The organism is Bacillus sp. Je.9.29.b, from assembly GCF_051129925.1.
In the GTDB taxonomy this organism is placed as follows: Bacteria; Bacillota; Bacilli; order Bacillales; family Bacillaceae; genus Bacillus; species Bacillus safensis.
In genome coordinates this window covers 24931-44684 of the sequence record NZ_JBCPSO010000009.1, presented here as the reverse complement: position 1 = coordinate 44684, position 19754 = coordinate 24931, and the positions used below count along the sequence as shown (strand labels likewise).

At 40.6% G+C, this 19754-nt stretch carries 19 protein-coding genes; 7 read left to right on the top strand and 12 right to left on the bottom strand.

Annotation, left to right across the window (positions count from 1 at the left end; genetic code table 11):
- The first annotated feature begins 149 nt into the window (after positions 1-149).
- The 3 genes from AAZR19_RS17085 (at position 150) to AAZR19_RS17075 (ending at position 2799) form a co-directional block, all read left to right on the top strand.
- Positions 150-938: a C39 family peptidase gene (locus tag AAZR19_RS17085; protein WP_041107932.1), complete on the top strand. Its 789-nt coding sequence runs from the start codon at positions 150-152 to the stop codon at positions 936-938.
- 195 nt (positions 939-1133) lie between these two features.
- A complete protein-coding gene (locus AAZR19_RS17080) occupies positions 1134-1700 on the top strand; it encodes a MarR family winged helix-turn-helix transcriptional regulator (RefSeq protein WP_041107934.1) in 567 nt (188 codons plus the stop codon).
- 70 nt (positions 1701-1770) lie between these two features.
- Entirely contained in the window at positions 1771-2799 is a 1029-nt protein-coding gene (locus AAZR19_RS17075) for a serine hydrolase domain-containing protein (protein ID WP_434703814.1), read from the top strand.
- Between the two features lie 377 nt (positions 2800-3176).
- Here the strand turns inward: AAZR19_RS17075 and AAZR19_RS17070 are convergent, their stop codons facing one another.
- The 6 genes from AAZR19_RS17070 to hprK all read right to left on the bottom strand — a co-directional run bounded on the left by AAZR19_RS17070 (position 3177) and on the right by hprK (position 7575).
- Positions 3177-3605: an Rrf2 family transcriptional regulator gene (locus AAZR19_RS17070; RefSeq protein WP_024423567.1), complete on the bottom strand. Its 429-nt coding sequence runs from the start codon at positions 3603-3605 to the stop codon at positions 3177-3179.
- Between the two features lie 69 nt (positions 3606-3674).
- A complete protein-coding gene (locus tag AAZR19_RS17065) occupies positions 3675-4193 on the bottom strand; it encodes an acyltransferase (protein WP_024423568.1) in 519 nt (172 codons plus the stop codon).
- A gap of 1 nt (position 4194) precedes the next feature.
- On the bottom strand, positions 4195-4845 hold the full coding sequence (gene ppaX, locus AAZR19_RS17060; protein ID WP_041107938.1) for a pyrophosphatase PpaX: 651 nt from the start codon (positions 4843-4845) through the stop codon (positions 4195-4197).
- Positions 4842-5786 carry a nucleoside recognition domain-containing protein gene (locus AAZR19_RS17055; RefSeq protein WP_041107940.1) on the bottom strand — a complete coding sequence of 315 codons (945 nt, stop codon included), beginning with the start codon at positions 5784-5786 and terminating at the stop codon, positions 4842-4844. The genes ppaX and AAZR19_RS17055 overlap by 4 nt, the downstream gene beginning before the upstream one ends.
- A 20-nt stretch (positions 5787-5806) precedes the next feature.
- Positions 5807-6631, bottom strand: coding sequence for a prolipoprotein diacylglyceryl transferase (gene lgt, locus AAZR19_RS17050; RefSeq protein WP_041107942.1), 825 nt, complete (start codon positions 6629-6631; stop codon positions 5807-5809).
- An 11-nt stretch (positions 6632-6642) separates the two neighbouring features.
- Complete coding sequence (gene hprK, locus AAZR19_RS17045; protein WP_024423572.1) at positions 6643-7575, bottom strand: HPr(Ser) kinase/phosphatase; 933 nt, start codon at positions 7573-7575, stop codon at positions 6643-6645.
- Positions 7576-7752: 177 nt separating this feature from the next.
- Here hprK and nagA point away from each other — a divergent pair, with 177 nt between their 5' ends.
- Genes nagA through AAZR19_RS17030 form a run of 3 tightly spaced genes read left to right on the top strand, consistent with a single transcriptional unit; the run spans position 7753 to position 10412 of the window.
- The gene (nagA, locus tag AAZR19_RS17040) at positions 7753-8943 is read left to right on the top strand and encodes an N-acetylglucosamine-6-phosphate deacetylase (protein WP_076840125.1); all 1191 of its coding nucleotides are present in this window, start codon (positions 7753-7755) and stop codon (positions 8941-8943) included.
- Entirely contained in the window at positions 8943-9668 is a 726-nt protein-coding gene (gene nagB / locus AAZR19_RS17035) for a glucosamine-6-phosphate deaminase (RefSeq protein WP_087976101.1), read from the top strand. Before nagA ends, nagB begins: the two co-directional genes overlap by 1 nt.
- An 18-nt stretch (positions 9669-9686) precedes the next feature.
- Positions 9687-10412 carry a GntR family transcriptional regulator gene (locus tag AAZR19_RS17030; protein WP_087976100.1) on the top strand — a complete coding sequence of 242 codons (726 nt, stop codon included), beginning with the start codon at positions 9687-9689 and terminating at the stop codon, positions 10410-10412.
- 30 nt (positions 10413-10442) lie between these two features.
- On the opposite strand, the gene AAZR19_RS17025 is transcribed toward AAZR19_RS17030, so the two are convergent.
- From AAZR19_RS17025 to AAZR19_RS17005, 5 genes are all read right to left on the bottom strand, one after another.
- Positions 10443-14297 carry a metallophosphoesterase gene (locus AAZR19_RS17025; protein WP_163115063.1) on the bottom strand — a complete coding sequence of 1285 codons (3855 nt, stop codon included), beginning with the start codon at positions 14295-14297 and terminating at the stop codon, positions 10443-10445.
- 94 nt (positions 14298-14391) lie between these two features.
- Complete coding sequence (locus AAZR19_RS17020; protein ID WP_024423577.1) at positions 14392-14778, bottom strand: phage holin family protein; 387 nt, start codon at positions 14776-14778, stop codon at positions 14392-14394.
- Positions 14779-14973, bottom strand: a complete 195-nt coding sequence (locus AAZR19_RS17015; protein ID WP_024423578.1) for a PspC domain-containing protein — start codon at positions 14971-14973, stop codon at positions 14779-14781. It lies immediately after the preceding gene.
- 6 nt (positions 14974-14979) lie between these two features.
- Complete coding sequence (locus tag AAZR19_RS17010) at positions 14980-16071, bottom strand: DUF4097 family beta strand repeat-containing protein (RefSeq protein ID WP_041107952.1); 1092 nt, start codon at positions 16069-16071, stop codon at positions 14980-14982.
- Positions 16072-16082: 11 nt separating this feature from the next.
- Positions 16083-16418 (bottom strand): hypothetical protein, encoded by a 336-nt coding sequence (locus tag AAZR19_RS17005; protein WP_087976098.1) that lies wholly within the window; start codon positions 16416-16418, stop codon positions 16083-16085.
- 197 nt (positions 16419-16615) lie between these two features.
- On the opposite strand from AAZR19_RS17005, the gene AAZR19_RS17000 reads away from it, so the two are divergent.
- Positions 16616-16846, top strand: coding sequence for a hypothetical protein (locus tag AAZR19_RS17000; RefSeq protein WP_024427654.1), 231 nt, complete (start codon positions 16616-16618; stop codon positions 16844-16846).
- A 31-nt stretch (positions 16847-16877) separates the two neighbouring features.
- On the opposite strand, the gene uvrA is transcribed toward AAZR19_RS17000, so the two are convergent.
- Entirely contained in the window at positions 16878-19754 is a 2877-nt protein-coding gene (uvrA, locus tag AAZR19_RS16995) for an excinuclease ABC subunit UvrA (protein ID WP_034623782.1), read from the bottom strand.

The following is a 19754-nucleotide window of genomic DNA, read 5'->3' as shown; positions in this document are numbered from 1 at the left end:
TGATTAAATCAATCATTTTTATTTCTCCCTATTTTCATCAACATATTCTGGAATTATTACATTCAAGTGACACCTGTGCCTTTTCTGTATGTTCGATGAAGGAACGTGCTATAATACTTAAAAATATTGAATAACACAGGAGATTAACAGTGAAGTTCATCCATACATTCATCTTAACTTTGTTGTGCGCATGTCTTGTTTATTTCGGCTTTATATACGTTTCACAAATCGATCAAGTCAAGAAAACAGCTTCGCCGCAAAAAGCAGCAAAAGAAAACGATACGGCACTTGCAGCTGAAGAAACTCGTTCAACGAAAAAAGCAGAAACCACACATCATTCATTAAAAGGAAGCAAAAAAGCCATGGACGTCATTCTCTACAATCAAATGGATGCGCCAAAGCTTTATAACGGATGCGAAGTCACGAGCTTAGCGATGCTGCTTCATTACAGCGGCTATGAGCAAGTAACGAAAAACGCATTGGCAAATGAAATCAAACGTGTTCCGCTCAATTATGAAAATGGTTTAAAAGGAGACCCACGTGACGGGTTTGTAGGAGATATGGAGAATGGACCCGGTCTCGGTGTATACCATAAACCTATTTATCAGCTTGCGAAAAAATATGCAGGCGCTCAAGTCGTCGATTTAAGCGGAAAACCTGTCAAAAAAGCCATTTATCAATCACTTGAAAAAGGGTATCCTGTTTGGGTGATTACCACATCCACCTTTGACAAAATAGATAAAATCGAAACATGGAATACACCCAATGGCAAAATCGATGTAAGCTTTAATATGCATAGCGTGGTCATCACAGGCTATGACAAGGAGCATGTCTACTTAAATAACCCATACGGAGAAAAGAATCAAAAAGTCGATCGCGATCAGTTTGAAGATTCTTGGGAACAGATGGGTAGTCAAGCGATTATCATTAAAGCGTAAAAAACAACCTCTATTAGTATGCATAGAGGTTGTTTTTAATTCTCCATTAATTATAAAAATTCAACTTGAAATATCCGGTTGCAAACTGGAGTCTTCTTCTTAAGAGATTTTTCGATTCTAAATAAAATAGACAGTATATTGACTAATGTGATACACTTAATTTAGACAGTATATTGACTAAATTGGAGGTTAATTATGGATATTTACAGAGAACTTTTTTTAATGCAGCAAACGTACGGTACTTTATTTTCTCTAGCAAATAAAATTCAGATGAGAGGTGACAAGTTCCTTGAACTTTTGACATCCAGGCAGTATATGGCAATGATAGCAATTGCGCATTTACCTGAAGATGAAACAACTTTAAATAATATAGCTAGAAAACTAGGTACCACAAAACAGAGCGTAAAACAGTTAATCACAATTATGGAAAACAAGGGGTTTGTCCACGTAGTTCCTAGTAAGAAAGATAAACGTGCGATTAATGTAAAAATAACTCAAACTGGAAAAGAAGTATTGCTAGTCGTTTCAGAAAAAGGAATCTTTTTTTTGGAAGAACTATTTAACAAGTTATCAACTGAAGAATTAGAAACAATGTGGAACCTTTTAAAGAAACTTTATAGTTTTGACGGTGAAGAACAAGATGGATTTGAAAAAGATGGTCACTTACAAATGGATGAAGATCATAGTGAATTACAAATAAAAGTAATGAAGGAGTTTGAGAAACGAAGAATTCAAACAATTAATAAGAGAAATAAAATGTGAAAAATTTATTTTTTGAATAATAAATGAACTTTTCTAAATATTCCCACAACCAAAGAAAGGAAGATCAATTATGTTTGAAATCAGTGATGAAACATTACGATTAATTAAAAGAGCCTGTAGAGGAAAAAAACATTTAAAATTAACGGTTGGCTATTTAACAGACAATCATTCTGTAATAACAATTTATAATGAACACGGTGAACTTGATTCATCAAAAAAATACCATTATGAAATTGGTTCTATTACAAAGACTTTTACTTCATCTTTGCTATCTAAATATGTATTTGAAAAAAAACTATCAATAAACGATTCAATACAAAAATTCACAGAAGAAGTTAAAGGAGACAATTATTATCCTACATTGCTCCGCCTTGCTACCCACTCTTCTGGATATTCAGCAAGACTGCCATTAAATAGACGGGAATATTCTAACTTAATTTTAGGTTTGATTTTTGGCAGTGGGGATTTGAATATGAATAATCCATTAAATATGGATTTTAACAAAATGAAAATGCTCATTAAAAATCATACATTAAAGGACATGGATTATTCATGGAAATATTCAAATTTTGGTATATCACTTATTGGGTATGCGTTGGGGATTGCATCAGGCAAGGGATATTGGGACACTATGAATGACTTTCTTCATAATGAGCTTGGACTAAACGATACTTATTTAGGCACATCAAATAATAATTTACATGGTTACGACAGAAAAAATAATGAGTACGGTAACTGGAAATGGAACAAAGAGAATCTTATATCACCTGCGGGTGCAATCAGTTCCACTGCTGATGATTTACTCAAATATGCAAAAGTCAACATTTACGAAGATCATCCATATTTGTCGCTTTGTCATAAAAAACATGGAAATGGAACAAAAAAATATGATATGGGCCTTGGATGGTTCCTTTTAAAGAAAAACAATCATGTTATTTTTCATGGTGGTGGAACAGGTTGTTTTAGTTCATTTTTAGGGATTGATAAAGAAAAGAAAGTTGCCTCCGTAGTTTTAGCCAATTATAGATTAGGTAGAAATGACGATGAAAATATAGGAATGTCCTTATTAGAAAGTCTACAAAAATCAGTCATTTCTTAATTACTCCATAAAATGACGCTCTTCTGAAGTAACGAAAGCCTAATTTCTCACTTATAACACTCGGGAATTTCGGCTTTTTATATTTCCTTAACATTGTGATTCCCCCGTAAGAACCTGTACTTTTGCTAACTAGATCAAAGAATGCAATTGGACTAAGAAGGTCCATTTGAAACCATCAATTCTCCTTGCTGTAAAGCCATAGCAGCAGACTCCTTAGGTAACACTGGTGTTCCACAAGCCTTGTTGTTTTTGCCTCATTAACCAATAGATTGCCTGCTCCGCCAACTACGATTAAAGGAGTCTCAGATAGCTATTTTAAAATGCCCCCCTTGTTGTAATCAATATAGTTACAACAAGAGTAAAAAAAATTGAATTGATCATCCAATTTTTTTGATTAGCACATGCGTTAGTTCACTTAATTTGATCTCAGCAAGTACTTGCTCCATCGCACTTTGAGCGCGGCATAAAATTAATTCAAGCACCGCTTGAATATTTGCACCGATCGGACAGTCAGGATTTGGGCTTTCATGAATTTGAAACAATTCTCCCTCATCCACGACTTCAACCGCTTTATACACATCGAGCAGTGTGATGTCGTCTTCACTGCGGTTCAGCTGAGAACCACCTTTGCCAAGACTCGTTGAGATTAGGCCTGCTTTTTTTAATTTACTCATAATGCGGCGGATGACCACTGGGTTTGTATTCACACTTCCCGCGATATCCTCCGATGTCTGTAATGATCCTTTTTCAAGTGATAGCAAGGCCAGAATATGGACAGCGACAGTAAATCTGCTGCTGATTTTCATGTTTTCTCACCTCTGTTGTAATCATTATAGTTACACCATGTCACATTGTCAACAAAAAAGTCTGCCGAGCTACTCAGCAGACGTAGATTGACGTGCTTCCATTTCTTCTTTCGTATAAATCATGCGCATTGGATTTCCTCCAACAAATGAGCCTGCTGGCACATCCTTATGAACAAGTGTACCAGCCGATACGATCGCTCCATCCCCAATGGTCACACCAGGTAAAATAGTTGAATTAGCTCCAATTAAGACTTCATCACCAATATAGACTTCCCCAAGTCTGTACTCTTTAATCAAATACTCATGGGACAAAATGGTCGTGTTATAGCCGATCACACTATTTCGACCGACAGTGATTTTCTCAGGAAACATCAGGTCAACCATCACCATTAAGGCGAACGCCGTATCCTCGCCGACCTTCATACGAAGAAAGGTTCGGTATATCCAATTTTTCATTCCCATAAAAGGCGTGTACCTTGCCATTTGAATAAAAATGAAGTTTTTCACCACTTTGAAAAAGGGAACTGTCCGATAGACTTGCCGCAGCGAATTGACCCCTTTTACAGGATAACGATCTGTTTTTCTCAACTTAATCAGCTCCAACAATCGCCAGGAGATCACTCATTTTCTTCAGCATGAAATCAGGGCGATGCTTTAAAAGGGCCTCTTCTCCCTTAATCGACCAAGCAACACCTGCCGTTTTTGTCCCTGCCGCTTGACCAGACAAAATGTCGTGATAATTATCACCGACCATCACCGCTTCATGCGGATCACTGCCAAGCTTTGATAATGCCAGCTGAACAGGCTCCGGATGCGGCTTCTCATTTTGCACATCATCAAGCGTCACAATGACCTCAAAGAACGGCTCTAAACCGGTCAGCTTCAATCCCATTAAAACCGTATCCCGTATCTTCGTTGTGACAATACCGAGCTTAAATCCTCGATCCTGCAGAACTTTCAATGTGTCGATAACGGTCTCATATTCAGTCACAAGCAGATCATGCTGCTTATGATTAAACGTGCGGTACATCTGAATCATATCATTCGTCAAATCAGGGTCCATCGCAGAGAATGTATCAAACAAGGACGGACCAATGAAATGAAGAATATCCTCACGGCTGTACTGACCAGGGTAATAATGATCCAGCGTATGCTGAAATGAAGCAATAATTAATTCATTTGTATTGATTAATGTGCCATCTAAATCAAATAGCACTGTGTTGATCGTCGATTCGTTCATATGGCTTCCTTTCTAACAGCTGCAAGTTCCCGCTTCCGCCAAATATAGCTAATAGCAGCTGTCAATAAAATTGCAGAAAACAGGCGGATCACAAGAAGCGGCCATACTGGAATACCAAGTGGAATAAAAACCAGCGTATCTTCGACCACCGCATGGCAGGCAACAAGGAAAATAAAGGCGAGGGTTAAGTCCTTTTTACTCACACCGTCCTCTTCCACTGCCTTCATCATCACACCGGCTCCATAAGCGAGACCAATCGTTAATCCAGCCACCATCGTCATAGACGTATTTTCTTTCATTCCAAGCATTCTAGTAAAAGGTGACAGCCACTTAGACAGTGTATGGAGCCACCCTAAATCTCTCATGAATTGAATGATGATCATGAGCGGGATAACAATACATGCGAGCTGGAGCACACCGAGTACAGCTTTTTGTAAAGCAAGAAGGACGATCATGTACCAGCTAGAAGGCACATCAGCCGCCTGAGCTGCACTAAGCAGTCCATATTGCGCCGGCTCCTCGCCTCCCTGCCAAACGAGATGAATGACAATAGCAGAAATAACAGCAAGACTGATTCTGACCAACAAAATCACAGATACCCTCAGTCCAACCTTTGCTGCCACTGTTGATTCGATGATCAAGTTATGGCAAAAGGACAGCATCACTGCCAAAATAAACACTTCCTTCACAGGAAGCTCTAATGTCAAAATGGCAGCAATCCCCGCATACAAATTCAGCATATTTCCTAATACAAGCGGAATAGCCGCTTCCCCCGAAAGACCAAACAGCCCCATAAATGGCTGAATGAATCGGATGATCCAATCCATGACAGGCGTATGCTGCAAGATACTGACGAGAATGGTCACTGGAAAGATGACTTTACCAAGTGTCCAAGTTGTCGATAGCCCTGCTTTCAAGCCGTTTTTCCATGTCTCTCCCATCTTCTTCTGATCCCCCCTGCTTAATTCGATGAGTTGTTCTCTTTATACGGAATCGATGCGTATCCTTTCATTCTTCTAAAGAAAATCAGTAGAATAGCCACTGCGAATATCGCAATCGAAATCATCTGTGCGATTCGAAGATGCTCTGTCAGCATTAAGCTGTCTGTTCTCATCCCTTCAATGAAAAAACGGCCGATTGAATACCAAATTAAATAAGACAAGAAGATTTCGCCTCTGCGCAGCGAAGTTCTGCGTAATAAAATCAAGATGACAACACCAACAAGATTCCATAATGATTCGTATAAGAACGTCGGGTGATAATAGGTACCATCAATATACATTTGATTAATGATAAACTCAGGCAGATGCAAATTTTCTAAAAAGGTTCTTGAAACCGCCTCACCGTGCGCTTCTTGGTTAATAAAGTTCCCCCAGCGTCCAATTGCCTGCCCTAGTAAAATACTAGGTGCTGCGACGTCAGCTATTTTCCAAAAGGATACCTTTCTCACTTTTGTAAAAATGATGGCTGTCAGCACGGCACCGATCAGCCCGCCGTGAATCGCAATTCCACCATTCCAAATCTTAATGATTTCGTTTGGGTGCTGCTGATAGTAATCCCATTCGAAGGATACATAATAAATTCGGGCACAAATAATCGCTATTGGAATGGCAAATAAGATTAAGTCAATGAACGTATCTTTATTGATTCCTCTTTTTTCACATTCTCTCAGGGCGAGCCAAAGTCCAAGCAAGGCCCCGACCCCAATAATCACACCATACCAATGAACCGAAATAGGTCCGAGGTGAAAAGCAATCGGATCAATTGGCTGAATTGCTTCGTTCATATAGTCAACTCCTATTCATCTTGGCCATTGTCTTCAATGACATCGGCAAGTTTACTTGTAAATTGTTCTGCTGCATTATGTCCCATACGTTTCAGCCTGAAGTTCATCGCAGCCACCTCAATGATGACCGCTAAGTTTCGACCTGGCCGCACAGGGATCGTCAGCTTCGGCACATCAGTATCGATGATTCGCATTTTCTCTTCTTCAAGTCCTAAACGATCATACTGTTTGCCTTGTTCCCAAAGCTCAAGGTTCATTACAATCGTAATTCTCTTATAGCTTCTGACAGCGCCTGCTCCAAATAAGGTCATCACATTAATAATGCCTAACCCGCGGATTTCTAAAAGATGTTCAATCAGCTCTGGTGCACTTCCGACTAACGTATCCTGATCCTCTTGACGGATTTCAACGCAATCGTCTGCGACCAGCCGATGTCCCCTCTTCACTAATTCTAAGGCTGTTTCACTTTTTCCTACTCCGCTTTTCCCAATTAACAACACACCTACACCATATACATCTACGAGCACACCATGAATGGCAGTCGTTGGTGCAAGCTTACTTTCTAAAAAGTTGGTCAATCGACTCGAAAGTCTTGTCGTTTTTAGGCTAGATCGTAAAACGGGCACGCCATTTTCATTTGATGCTTCGATTAATTCCTTCGGGACATCACGATCGCGTGACAAAATAATGGCAGGGGTAATATCTGTACAAAGAGACATCATTCTCTGCTTTCGTTCGCGTTCTGGGAGCTGTTCAAAAAAAGAAAGCTCTGTTTTCCCTAAAAGTTGAACTCTTTCTTTTGGGTAATATGTAAAATAACCAGCCATTTCAATACCTGGTCTGGAAAGATCACTGATTGTAATGGGACGATTAATCCCTTCTTCCCCACTTACCAGTTCAAGATGAAATTGTTCCATTATGTCCTTCGTACGAACTTTCGGCACGTTTCTTCCTCCTTTTATCACAGGCGATTCAGAAATACAGCTCTATTTTATCACTTTCAATGATGAACCCAAAACAGTATTTTATCCTGTTCCTGTTTCACCACCCTAACTGGTATAGACAACTATACTTAAAAAGAGTAAACTTAAATGAAAGATAACGAATAAGGGGGCTCAAACATGAGCGGTTCTTTATTGCTCTCCAATATTCATATTGTGACAAAGACAAAGATCATTGAAAACGGTTTTGTCGGTTTACGCGATGGCAAGATTGACTATATTTCAACATCACCACCGACAGGAAATTATGAAAAAGTATATATTTCCCGGGAAAACTTTTATTTACTCCCTGGAATGATTGATATTCACATCCATGGCGGATATGGTGCAGACATGATGGATGCGACAGCAGAAGCAATGAATACACTCGCTGACAACCTTCCGTCCGAAGGAACGACAAGTTTTTTAGCGACAACCATCACACAAAACCATCATGAGATTGAGCGGGCACTTAAAAATGTCGCTCAGTGGAAACAAAGTAATGAAGAACAAGCAGGAAGTCAGGCACAATGTATAGGAATCCACCTAGAAGGTCCATTTATTTCTAAAGATAAGGCAGGGGCACAGCCTGTTCAATGGATTAAACAGCCGGACATCCCGCTTTTTAAAAAATGGCTGGATGCTTCTGATCAACTCATTCGAATTGTCACGTTTGCGCCTGAGGAAGACAGAGATTTTGCATTTCTTTCTCTATTACAGGAAAAGAACATCATCCCTTCTATTGGACATACGAATGCCCATCATGACATGATCAATTTAGCAGCTAAGCATGGTGCACGCCATGTAACGCACCTTTATAACGCAATAAGTTCGTTTCAGCACCGTGAACCGAACGCTGTAGGTGCTGCTCTTACGAACGAGAATCTTCATACTGAGCTGATCACAGATGGGATTCACTCTCATCCTCTTTCCATCAAGCTTGCGTATTTGGCAAAAGGAAGTGATCGTTTAATCATGATCACAGACTCGATGCGTGCAAAAGGGCTTGGGAATGGAACATACGAATTTGGCGGTCAGACGGTCACAGTCAGCGGCGAAAAAGCATTGCTGGACGATGGTACACTTGCGGGATCGATTTTGCGAATGAAAGACGGCGTCAAAAGGATAAAACAGCTCACAAATTGTGAGTGGACAGAGATTGCGAAGATGACCTCAACCAATGCAGCCGCTCAACTGGAACTTGATCAACAGCTCGGTTCCATCGAAGTTGGAAAACTAGCAGATTTGGTGATATGGGATGAATCTGGTGAACTGATGATGACGATCTGCCGTGGACAAATCGTCTTTGAAAAAAAGGAGGCCAACCACTAATGAACATCATCGAATTTGAAAGCAAAGATCAATTAGGAAAAGAAGCAGCTGCCGTTATTTCAAGGACAATAGCTGCTAAACCCGATGCCGTACTCGGCCTAGCAACGGGCGGTACACCTATTGAAACTTACAAAGAGTTAATTCAACTTCATCAAGCGAATCAACTGTCTTTCAAGCAAACAAAAACAATCAATTTAGATGAATATGCAGGACTCAATCCAGAACACGAAAATAGTTATATGACCTACATGAAACGTCATTTATTTGACCATATTGATCTCCCTCACGATCAATATTTTCTTCCAAATGGCAATGCAGCTCATTTAGAAAAGGAATGCTTAAGATATGACCAGCTCATTGAGGATGTAGGCGGCATCGATCTTCAGCTCCTTGGAATCGGTCAAAATGGGCATATCGGTTTTAACGAACCAGGTACCCCTTTCAACTCAAAGACTCATGTCGTGCAGTTAGATGAAAACACGAGACAGGCTAACGCAAGATACTTTTCTTCTATTGATGAGGTACCTACACATGCCATCACAATGGGAATCGCGAGCATTCTTTCAAGTAAAAAGATTCTCCTTCTTGCTTCGGGAAAATCAAAAGCGAAAGTGATACAATATTTAGAACAGGCAGAGATTCATCCGGACTTCCCAGCGTCTGCACTGAAACTTCATAAAGATGTAACGGTTTTGATTGATCGAGAAGCTGGATCACTACGCTAAAAACGAGAGGATTTTCACATGTTTATTGATAAGCAGTCACCTATTCCGATGTACCATCAGATTATGGAGAACTTGAAAAAGCAGATTGAGGATGGAACATTAGCACCTGATACACTCATTCCTTCTGAAAGAGAATATGCCGAACGCTTTGGTATTAGTCGAATGACTGTCAGACAAGCCTTATCGAATCTTGTGAACGAAGGATATTTGTATCGACAAAAAGGAAAAGGCACCTTTGTTAGCCGAAAAAAATTTGAACAGCCGCTTCAAGGCTTAACAAGCTTTTCAGAGGATATGCGCCAGCGAGGGCTCAAAGCATCAAGCCAGCTGATTGACTTTAAAAAAACCGCATGTCCAGAGCACTTGCTGCCAGTCTTACAGCTGTCTAATAGTGATGCTGTATTTGAACTAAAACGCATACGCCTTGCAAATGATGAACCGATGGCGATTGAAACGAGCTATATACCTGAAAGATTTGCAGGAGATTTAACAAAGGAACATTTAACTGGCTCTTTATATGAATATATAGAAACTCACACTGGCCATGTCATTGCTCATGCCAAACAGGAGCTTGAAGCCAATGTTGCCTCAAAGGAAGAAGCACACTTGCTGTCTATTTCAGCAGGAGACCCTGTGCTGTCCATAACAAGAACAACTTTTTTTCAACAAGACATTCCATTTGAGTATGTTGTTTCCGTTTATAGAGGGGATCGTTACAAGCTCATTCATACAATGGAAAGATAAACAGTGCCCCTGAAACGGAGCACTGTTTTTTTATTTCCTAAGAAATTTTATTTCGTCATCATTTTTTGTATGAATTTTCCATATTGGTGAAATAGCTTTTCCTTGAAAACGATCTTTTGCTACAGTGTACCAATAATAATCTTCATTTGGCTTTAAGCCCTTCCACTCAAAGCTTGCTTTTTTGCCGCTTTTTACGCCGCGCGCTTCTCCTAGAAGAACATTCGTATACACATTGAGTTCAAAATAATTGGTTTTGACAGATTTCATTTTCGGTGTCAAATCTACATCGATTGAAAATTCATCCTGATCTCCATACGTTTTAGGATCATAAAAATGCTCTTGATTCAAGTAAGGAGAGTATGTCGTAAAATGAAGTTGATTTTTTTCTTGATCGGCTGTTATGACCCTCATAAACCCTTGACCACCTTCAGGTCCTGACTGATAATCGGCGAGTATTTGATATACTTTCCTGTCGACTTTTCCATCATGGTCATCATCAAGCTCATCTACTTTCCTGCTTGCTCCATGGTAATGGCCGCTAAATACGGCCACAATATTAGGATGGCGTTTCACCACTTGGTGGAAGATGAGGTCGCCAATCGGGCTCCGGTTGCCGCTCACTAACAAATACTCATGGAAATTTAAAATGACGATACGATCTGGATGCTCAGAAATTACACGGTTTAACCAATCAATTTCATCTTGCTTAATCCCCCAGCCCATGTACACCATCATATAATCATTGCCGCCGGCAGAGATGAGATCATAATGACCTTTATTGTTTCGATAGGATTCACCATAGTAAGGCTTATCAGCAAAGCGTTTTTCCCCGAAATATTTCCCGTATTCCGCATATAAACCGTCCTTGTGTCTAACATCATGATTTCCTGCTAAAACACCATAGGGAATGTGATTCTGATCCAATACACGCATAAATGTATCAGCACGGTGCCATTGCTTATCCTTTGAATCATCCACAATATCGCCTGTATGGAACACATATTGAATGTTTAATTTTTCCCTTTGATCTCTGATCCATTCGACCATTTGTTTAAAGATATGAGGGTAGCTCTTTGCATAATATTGAGTGTCAGACATCCATACCATCTTATATGGCTTTTGCGATTTGCTGATTTCATCCTGTACTAGCAAATCAAACGTTTGATTCTTCATGTACTGTCTCACTGACAGCAGCCCTTTCAGGTAAAATTCCTTTTGATCCTTGGCAAAGTGATGAGTGATTTTATCCCACTTTTCCTGCTGGTGATTCCACGCGTACATTGTCACCTTTCTCCCTGACAATGAACTCCCTTTCCATACAGCTTCGACGACATCCTTTTCACGTACATCATGATGAACCTTAATTTGAAAACGATGATAAGGAAAACGCTGTAAATCTTTCGTTTCAACTGACTTCCCATCAACAAATGCAATACGGTTCCTTTCTTGATCAGAAAAAATCATTTCTCCTTTTTGGAGATAACTCTTAGGCGGTTCTGTCTCTGCTGCATACTTAAAAATCTTCATTGAAGGATGCAGCGATGTATATTGATAGGCACGATAAAAAGAGTAATCTAACTTATCATTCGTTGGATCCTTGGTTAGCACAGTTTGTTTTGATGATTTCATTTTTGTCTTATCTGCCACCCGCTCTGGTGTTTCAGGATGCTCATGTACCGTCTTGAACTCTTTTTTTAACGTCGACATGTTACCAGCTGCGTCTTTTGCTTTGATCGTAAACGTGTGCTTCCCAGGCTTTAATTCACTAGAGGACGTCTGATATGGCAAAGAAACTGGTTTGCCATCTACATATGCCTTCAACTCCTCTATGTCACTCCAGCGATCCGTTACTTTTGCTTTTAATGTAAAGGCGCCTTTATATTGATCCTTTGCTTGTACGTTGGTCTTAATTCTCGGCCCAGTGTTATCAACTTTTACACGTACTGAAGCGTGCTCGTCTGAGGTTTTGGCCTCAATCAGGTGCGGCCCTTCTTTCAGCCTTTTTGTGTCCCACTTTATATAGGTTGAGACATACGCCTCTTTTGGAATCTCAAATTGAAACGTTCTCACCTTTTTTGCGTTCCCGCTGTCTCCCATTCTCCATTCTTTTAGCGGCTTCGCATTGATTGGCGGAATTTGTGTTCCATTTGATAAGATCATCCTGACGTTTTTCAATTCAAAATCATCATGATTCTCTCCAGGCAGCCGGTCCATCGGAGAAGACTTTGTGCCAGCGTGGAAAGAGATCGTTTGGAGACCTGCCTTTTTTATCTCTTCTTCGGGTATTGGCATTGTATAGGTACGGTACACTTTTGTCGAATCATCAAAAATAGAAAGTAAACGCCTACCTATAGACACACCATTTTTAAAATATAAATTTGTTCCTTTGACATCAAATGCGATATATGGATCTGCTTCAAGGGCAGAGGATACTTGCTGATTCCGTTTTCCATCTATCCGCAATTCGATGCTTTTTTTCTGATCAGACGTTGCCTTTAATGAAAATAAACCTGATACCGTATCTCCCTCTTCTACATTGAATCGTAGACCGTGGGCTTTGCTGACCTGCTCCACATCAATCGTTTTTTTCAACGTCTTGGCTTCATTTTCGCCGTCTGACGCTTCAAGCTGATATTCCAATTGTTCTTTCCCAATCAACTCAGGTGAATAAATAATATGATGAAATAACCGGTCATTATGGTCTTTTTGCAGCAGTATTTCCTTAAACGGATCTTTTCGATTCGTTCGATAGCGCAGCTTGACGGTTTTTACGGCCTGATCATCTTGGACATCTGCTTTAATCTCTACACTTTCAGTTGGTTTCACCGGTTTTCTTACCGTCATATCTTCAATCACAGGTTTATGGATATCTTGAGAAATTTCCTTTTTTTCAGATGGAATTTGTGCTTTTAGCACTTTACCTGGAGTGGGTTCTTCCTCAATTTTCGAAATCAGCTTCGTCTGCGTCGTACCATCCATTGGATACTTAAACAGCAAGGATTTATGCTCGCTAAACCATGATGGCTTCAAACGAAATGCAGCAGAAGAAATCTCTTCACCTATATTTGTTGTGATCGAAACAAGACGAGATTTAGAGTTGGACAGCCCTTTACTCTCGATAATGGATAGATGCTCGCCCTCTTTTAATTGGCTTTTGTACATGGCATTAAAGTCCGCTGTCGTTAAATGCTCCTGCCCTTTTTTTCTCAGCCAGAATACATAAGGTTTTCCAGGTGAAATGATGACTGGATTTGTGTGAAAGGAATATACATCATCCATTTCAATGCCCTGTGCAGGATTGCGGTAGCGGAGCTGATAATGTTTAAGAGAGATAGGCGCATGTGTCGTGTTATACACTTCGATAAACTCAAAAGCATCTTTGCCTTTTCGGTTTTTTGAATTGACGACAATTTCTGTGATGAATAAGTCCGGAATATGTGAAAGATCTTCTTCAAATCCATTTAAATGAACCGATTTCTCTGCCGTTTTGATGACTGATTTTTGCGTAAGGAACTCTGTATAGTAACGAACGGTTGGATTCCATAATTGATCTGGCGGAATTTTCGCTGTAAATTCTGGCTTCATCCCTGGCAGCCGTTCCATTGGAATCAAGCGGTACCCCAGTTCATCACTTTGTTTATAATACAAGTTCGCAGACAAAATCTGTTCTTGGTCACTAATGGACGCACGAAACTGTAGATCATGGCTTTTTCCTAGAACCGGGCGGACGTCCACATGAAATTGGTCAAAGATAAAAGGCGAAAAAGGCTTGTCCGGTACATTCACTTCTGTTTGAAGAAAAGGTCCTGCTGAAGCAGGCTGACTGAAACAAAAAAGAATGATAAAAACAAATAAAAGCATGATTTGTCTGCTCACGTTCACCATCTTGCACCGCCTCCCTTCGGATATTGTGTCTCCTGAAGGTCGTTTTTATGTCAGATGGAACGGAGAAACGATGAAAATTTGCACAAAAAAACCGTTAGCTTTTTTTCGCTAACGGCTCTACAATTCCTTTTTGTATCAACAGATGGAAAATGGATAAAATGACAGCCATCCAAATGGCCGTTCCGAATCCATCAATGTTAAAGCTATCTCCCATAAAGCTCGATGTCATCATGAGTGTAATCGCATTGATGACAAATAAGAACAATCCTAGTGAAAGAACGGTCACTGGAAGCGTTAAAATGATCAAAAACGGCTTCACTAAAATATTGAGCAAGGACAAAATGATACTTGCCACAATGGCTGCGCCAAAACCTTCAATATACACGCTCCCGAGCCCAGGCAGAATGCCCGAATCAAAATATCCAGCAATGACGATTAAAAGTAATGCATTTACTAATATACTGACGATCCATCTAAGCATTTATTTAGTGCCTTCTTCCGGAACAACAAAATACCAGATGAAGTAGATCAGGAAGATCGGCATAAATGCTGTCAAAAATCCGATGATGACGGTTAAAATGCGAAGCAGGGATGCATCCACACTTAAATATTCCGCAAGTCCACCAACAACACCCGCTATTTTTTTATCTGTTGCTGAACGATAAAGCTTCTTCATGTAGAATCACTCCTTGTCTGATTGGTGCTTTACTTGTATTGAGCCTGTTTTTGTTTCTGCAAAAATGGATATACTGTGCACCGCTTGTTGATTGGCTTTGATCATTTTCTCTTTTTGTAATGTTTCATTTTTTTCTTTAATCATCTCTGCATCAAGTAAATCATGAGAGATAGACCCAAGATTGCTTTTCAGCTCAGCGGTCACTGCACATGCACGCGGAACCTGAACGTCCACACTGCCTGTTGTCGTTTTCGCATAGATGGAACGGCACTTTTCATCTGACAGCTGAACAGCAATATTTCCATTAAAGCTTTGAGCATCAATTGATTCACTTTTCCCGCGCAGGTCTATGAGCCCATTGATGGTTTCTACTTCAATCATACCACACTCGTGATCTGCCAGTTTGATTTGTCCGTTTGCTGTTTCTATTCCGACTTTTTCTGCTTGTAACGAAGCAAAAGAGACAACACCATTTGTCGTTTTTGCGGCAAGTTCTTTTGTCTTTAGCTTTTCCCCGCGAATCGGTCCATTAAACAGCTTGACCTTGATCTTATCGTATTGGATACGCGGTACGTATAATGTAACATTGACTTTCATCGTCTTCTTTTCGGTTCGAATAAAAAATTTATCTCCTTCAAGCCCGCAGTCCAATTGATTGAGAAATTGCTGTCTTGCCTGCTCTCCATCCTCTGCACGGTAAATTTTCGCATGACACTCTGCTCGAATATCTCGATCGTCCCAAGGCATCACGTTGAGGCTGCCGTTCGCCAATTGAATATCTAAATGGGAAAGCGATGCGTCCTTGAACTGAAAAATATGCTCAACATCAACGGACTGTCCAAAGTTCAAATCAAGATCCACGTCTTTTACCTTTTTCACCGCAGAGTCTAACCAGCCAAACAGCTTTGCCCCAAGATTTTCGGTGCCGTTTCCTTTGCTCTCTGCTCCAGCTTTTTCTTCATGAAAGCTGTGATCAGCCGTAGACTTTTCTAATGAGACTGACTGACCTTCTTCTAGTTTTTCCAGCAGCGTAATTGCTTCTTTTGCTGATAATACTCCGTCTTCTACTAATTTTAAAATTCGTTCTTTTTCATTCATACAAAGCCCTCCTAAGATTTGATGGTTTGAAGTACTTTAATCCCTTGAATGATATTCCAAATGACAGAGATCAAAAAGCCAATGACTACTAAAAAAGACAAGATGAACACCGTCATGACTGGAATGAGCGAGTCACCTGCCTGTGTCGTCAATAAAAATGGGATAGACCCAAAAATCAACAGAATGCACGCTGCGACCGGCAAAAGATGTGACCATAATGCCCGCAATGCGTGCCGCTTCGTTTCCTTTTGATCTACTACAAAAAACGCCACGATCGGTACGATAAACGGCATAAATAATACACTAAAATAACAAATAGAAGCAATAATCGACTGATCTCTATTCATATATATTCGCTCCTTCATAACGAAAATCCCTTTCTAACTCATACGTTTATTGCGTATAAAAAGTTTCAAAATCATTCGATTTACATATGACCTTAGACACAAATTATTTCTTTTTGCACCTAAGAGTAGATTCTTCACAGATTACCCTTTAAAATATGTTGAAAAGATGGTGATTATCATTATAGGGGGTAATTATTTTGACAGATCATCATAATTCAAAACACACGGCTCAAACGCTTTTAGACCTTATACAGAAACAGAAAAGCATGAACAGCGATATGATCAAGGAGCTTGAGACCATTCATCCGTCTCATCCAAAGTATGGTGATATCCGTTATTTAAAGGTACTGCTCGACAGCAGCAGCACCCATATTTTAAAGGATTTAACGCACCTCAGTAATTTAATGCCGAAGGAAGATGTGCAGTAAAAGAAAAACCCCTCTTATCGAGGGGTTTTCTTTATGAAGAAGTCACACTTTCCGTTTCTTTAACCAGTTGTTTCATGCGTTTACGGTCACGCTCTAAAATAGGCTTCAAGTATTGGCCTGTGTAAGATGCTTCTTCTTTTGCAATGTGCTCAGGAGTGCCAGAGGCAATGATCGTTCCGCCGCCTGCACCACCTTCTGGTCCGAGATCAACGAGATAATCAGCAGCCTTGATAATATCAAGGTTGTGCTCAATGACCAACACCGTATCTCCGTTTTCAACCAAACGCTGAAGCACCTTTAATAAACGGGCAATATCATCCACATGCAGTCCTGTTGTCGGCTCGTCCAAAATATAAAGGGACCTTCCGTTTGAACGGCGGTGAAGCTCAGATGCCAATTTCACGCGCTGCGCCTCTCCTCCGGACAATGTCGTTGCAGGCTGTCCAAGTGTAATGTATCCAAGCCCCACATCATAAATCGTTTGAAGCTTCCGCTTAATTTTTGGGATATTCTCGAAAAATTGGAGTGCGTCCTCCACAGTCATTTCAAGCACATCAGCAATGTTTTTCCCTTTATATGTGACCTCGAGTGTTTCGCGGTTATAACGTTTCCCGTGACACACTTCACAAGGCACATACACATCTGGCAAAAAGTGCATTTCAATTTTAATGATGCCATCCCCGCGGCACGCCTCACAGCGGCCGCCTTTGACGTTAAAGCTGAATCTGCCTTTTTTATAGCCTCTTACCTTTGCTTCGTTGGTTTGTGCAAACACATCCCGCACATCATCAAAGACACCTGTATACGTGGCAGGGTTGGATCTTGGTGTACGGCCAATTGGAGATTGATCAATATCAATGACCTTATCCAAATGATCCATTCCTTTGATTTCTTTGTGCTGCCCTGGCTTCGCCTTCGCTCTGTGCAATTTTTGTGAAAGTGATTTTAATAGAATTTCATTCACAAGCGTACTTTTTCCTGAGCCGGATACTCCGGTCACAGCTGTAAAGACGCCCAGAGGAAACTTCGCATTCACGTTTTTCAAGTTGTTTTCTTTTGCACCTTTTATCTCAATATAGCGGCCATCAGGCTTTCTTCTCTCAATTGGCAGCGGAATAAATTTCTCGCCAGATAAATATTGTCCTGTTAAGGATTTCGGGTCCTTCATGACTTCTTCTGGCGTTCCAGCTGAAATCACTTCTCCTCCATGAACTCCTGCTCCAGGTCCAATATCTATTAAATAATCAGCGGCTAGCATGGTATCTTCATCATGCTCCACGACAATCAGTGTGTTCCCGATGTCACGCATATTTTTCAACGTCCCGATCAACCGGTCATTATCGCGCTGATGCAGACCAATGGATGGTTCATCTAATATATAAAGAACACCTGTCAGCCTTGAGCCGATTTGAGTTGCCAGGCGAATCCGCTGCGCCTCTCCGCCTGATAGTGTGCCAGCGGATCGGCTCAAATTCAAATAATCTAAGCCCACATTATTTAAGAAGGACAAACGCTCTTTGATTTCACGTAAAATGAGCTGGGCAATCTGCAAATCTTTCTCAGACAACTCAATTTTTTCATAGAAATCAAGGGCATCAGAGACAGACAAATCGGTGATTTCTCCGATATGCTTGCCATTGATGAGAACCGCCAGCGTTTCTTTTTTCAGACGATATCCTTTACATGTCGGACATGGCTGATTGGCCATATATTTTTCCATTTGTTCACGAATATAATCAGAGCTGGTTTCCTTATAACGCCGTTCAATATTACGAAGAACACCTTCAAACTCAATTTCATTTTCACGTACCTGACCAAAATCATTTTCATATTTAAAATAAATCCGTTCAGATCCGCTTCCATATAAAATTTTATCAAATAAATGCGATGGGATATCTTTCACTGGAATGTCCATGTCAATGCCGTAATGTGTACAAACAGCCTCAAGAAGCTGCGGATAGTATTGCGAGCTTTGCGGCTCCCATGGTGCAATGGCATGCTGCCGTAAAGTCAGATCCTTATTAGGAATGACAAGCTCAGGGTCCACTTCCAGTTTTGAACCGAGCCCATCACAGCTCGGGCAGGCACCAAAAGGACTATTAAACGAAAACATTCTCGGCTCAAGTTCACCAATAGAGAACCCGCAATGCGGACAAGCATGATGTTCGCTGAATAACAGCTCTTCTTGTCCAATCACATCAATCATCACTCGGCCTTCGCCCAGCCGCAGCGCCGTTTCAAGAGAGTCAGACAGCCGAGCAGCAACGCCTTCCTTCACGACAATTCGATCAATGACTACTTCAATGGAATGCTTCTTGTTCTTTTCAAGCTCGATATCTTCTGAAAGATCTTCCATCTCTCCATCGACTCTCACTCGTACATAGCCTTGCTTCCGAATTTGATCAAGTACTTTCACATGTGTTCCTTTGCGGCCGGATACAACTGGAGCAAGCACTTGTAATTTCGTTCTTTCAGGATACTCTAAAATACGATCTGTCATCTGCTCAATCGTTTGTGACGTAATTTCAATCCCATGTATAGGACAAATAGGTTTTCCGACTCGAGCATACAAGAGACGCAAGTAATCATAAATTTCAGTGACAGTACCAACTGTTGATCTAGGGTTTCGGCTCGTCGTTTTCTGGTCAATACTAATCGCCGGAGAAAGACCTTCAATGGCATCTACATCCGGTTTATCCATTTGCCCAAGAAATTGGCGTGCATACGCTGAAAGAGATTCAACGTATCTGCGCTGACCTTCTGCATAAATCGTATCAAAGGCAAGCGACGATTTTCCTGAACCAGATAATCCCGTAATGACCACTAGCTGGTCACGCGGGATATTGACATCAATATTTTTAAGGTTGTGGGCTCTAGCACCTTTCACCTCTATTCGTTCCATAGCCAT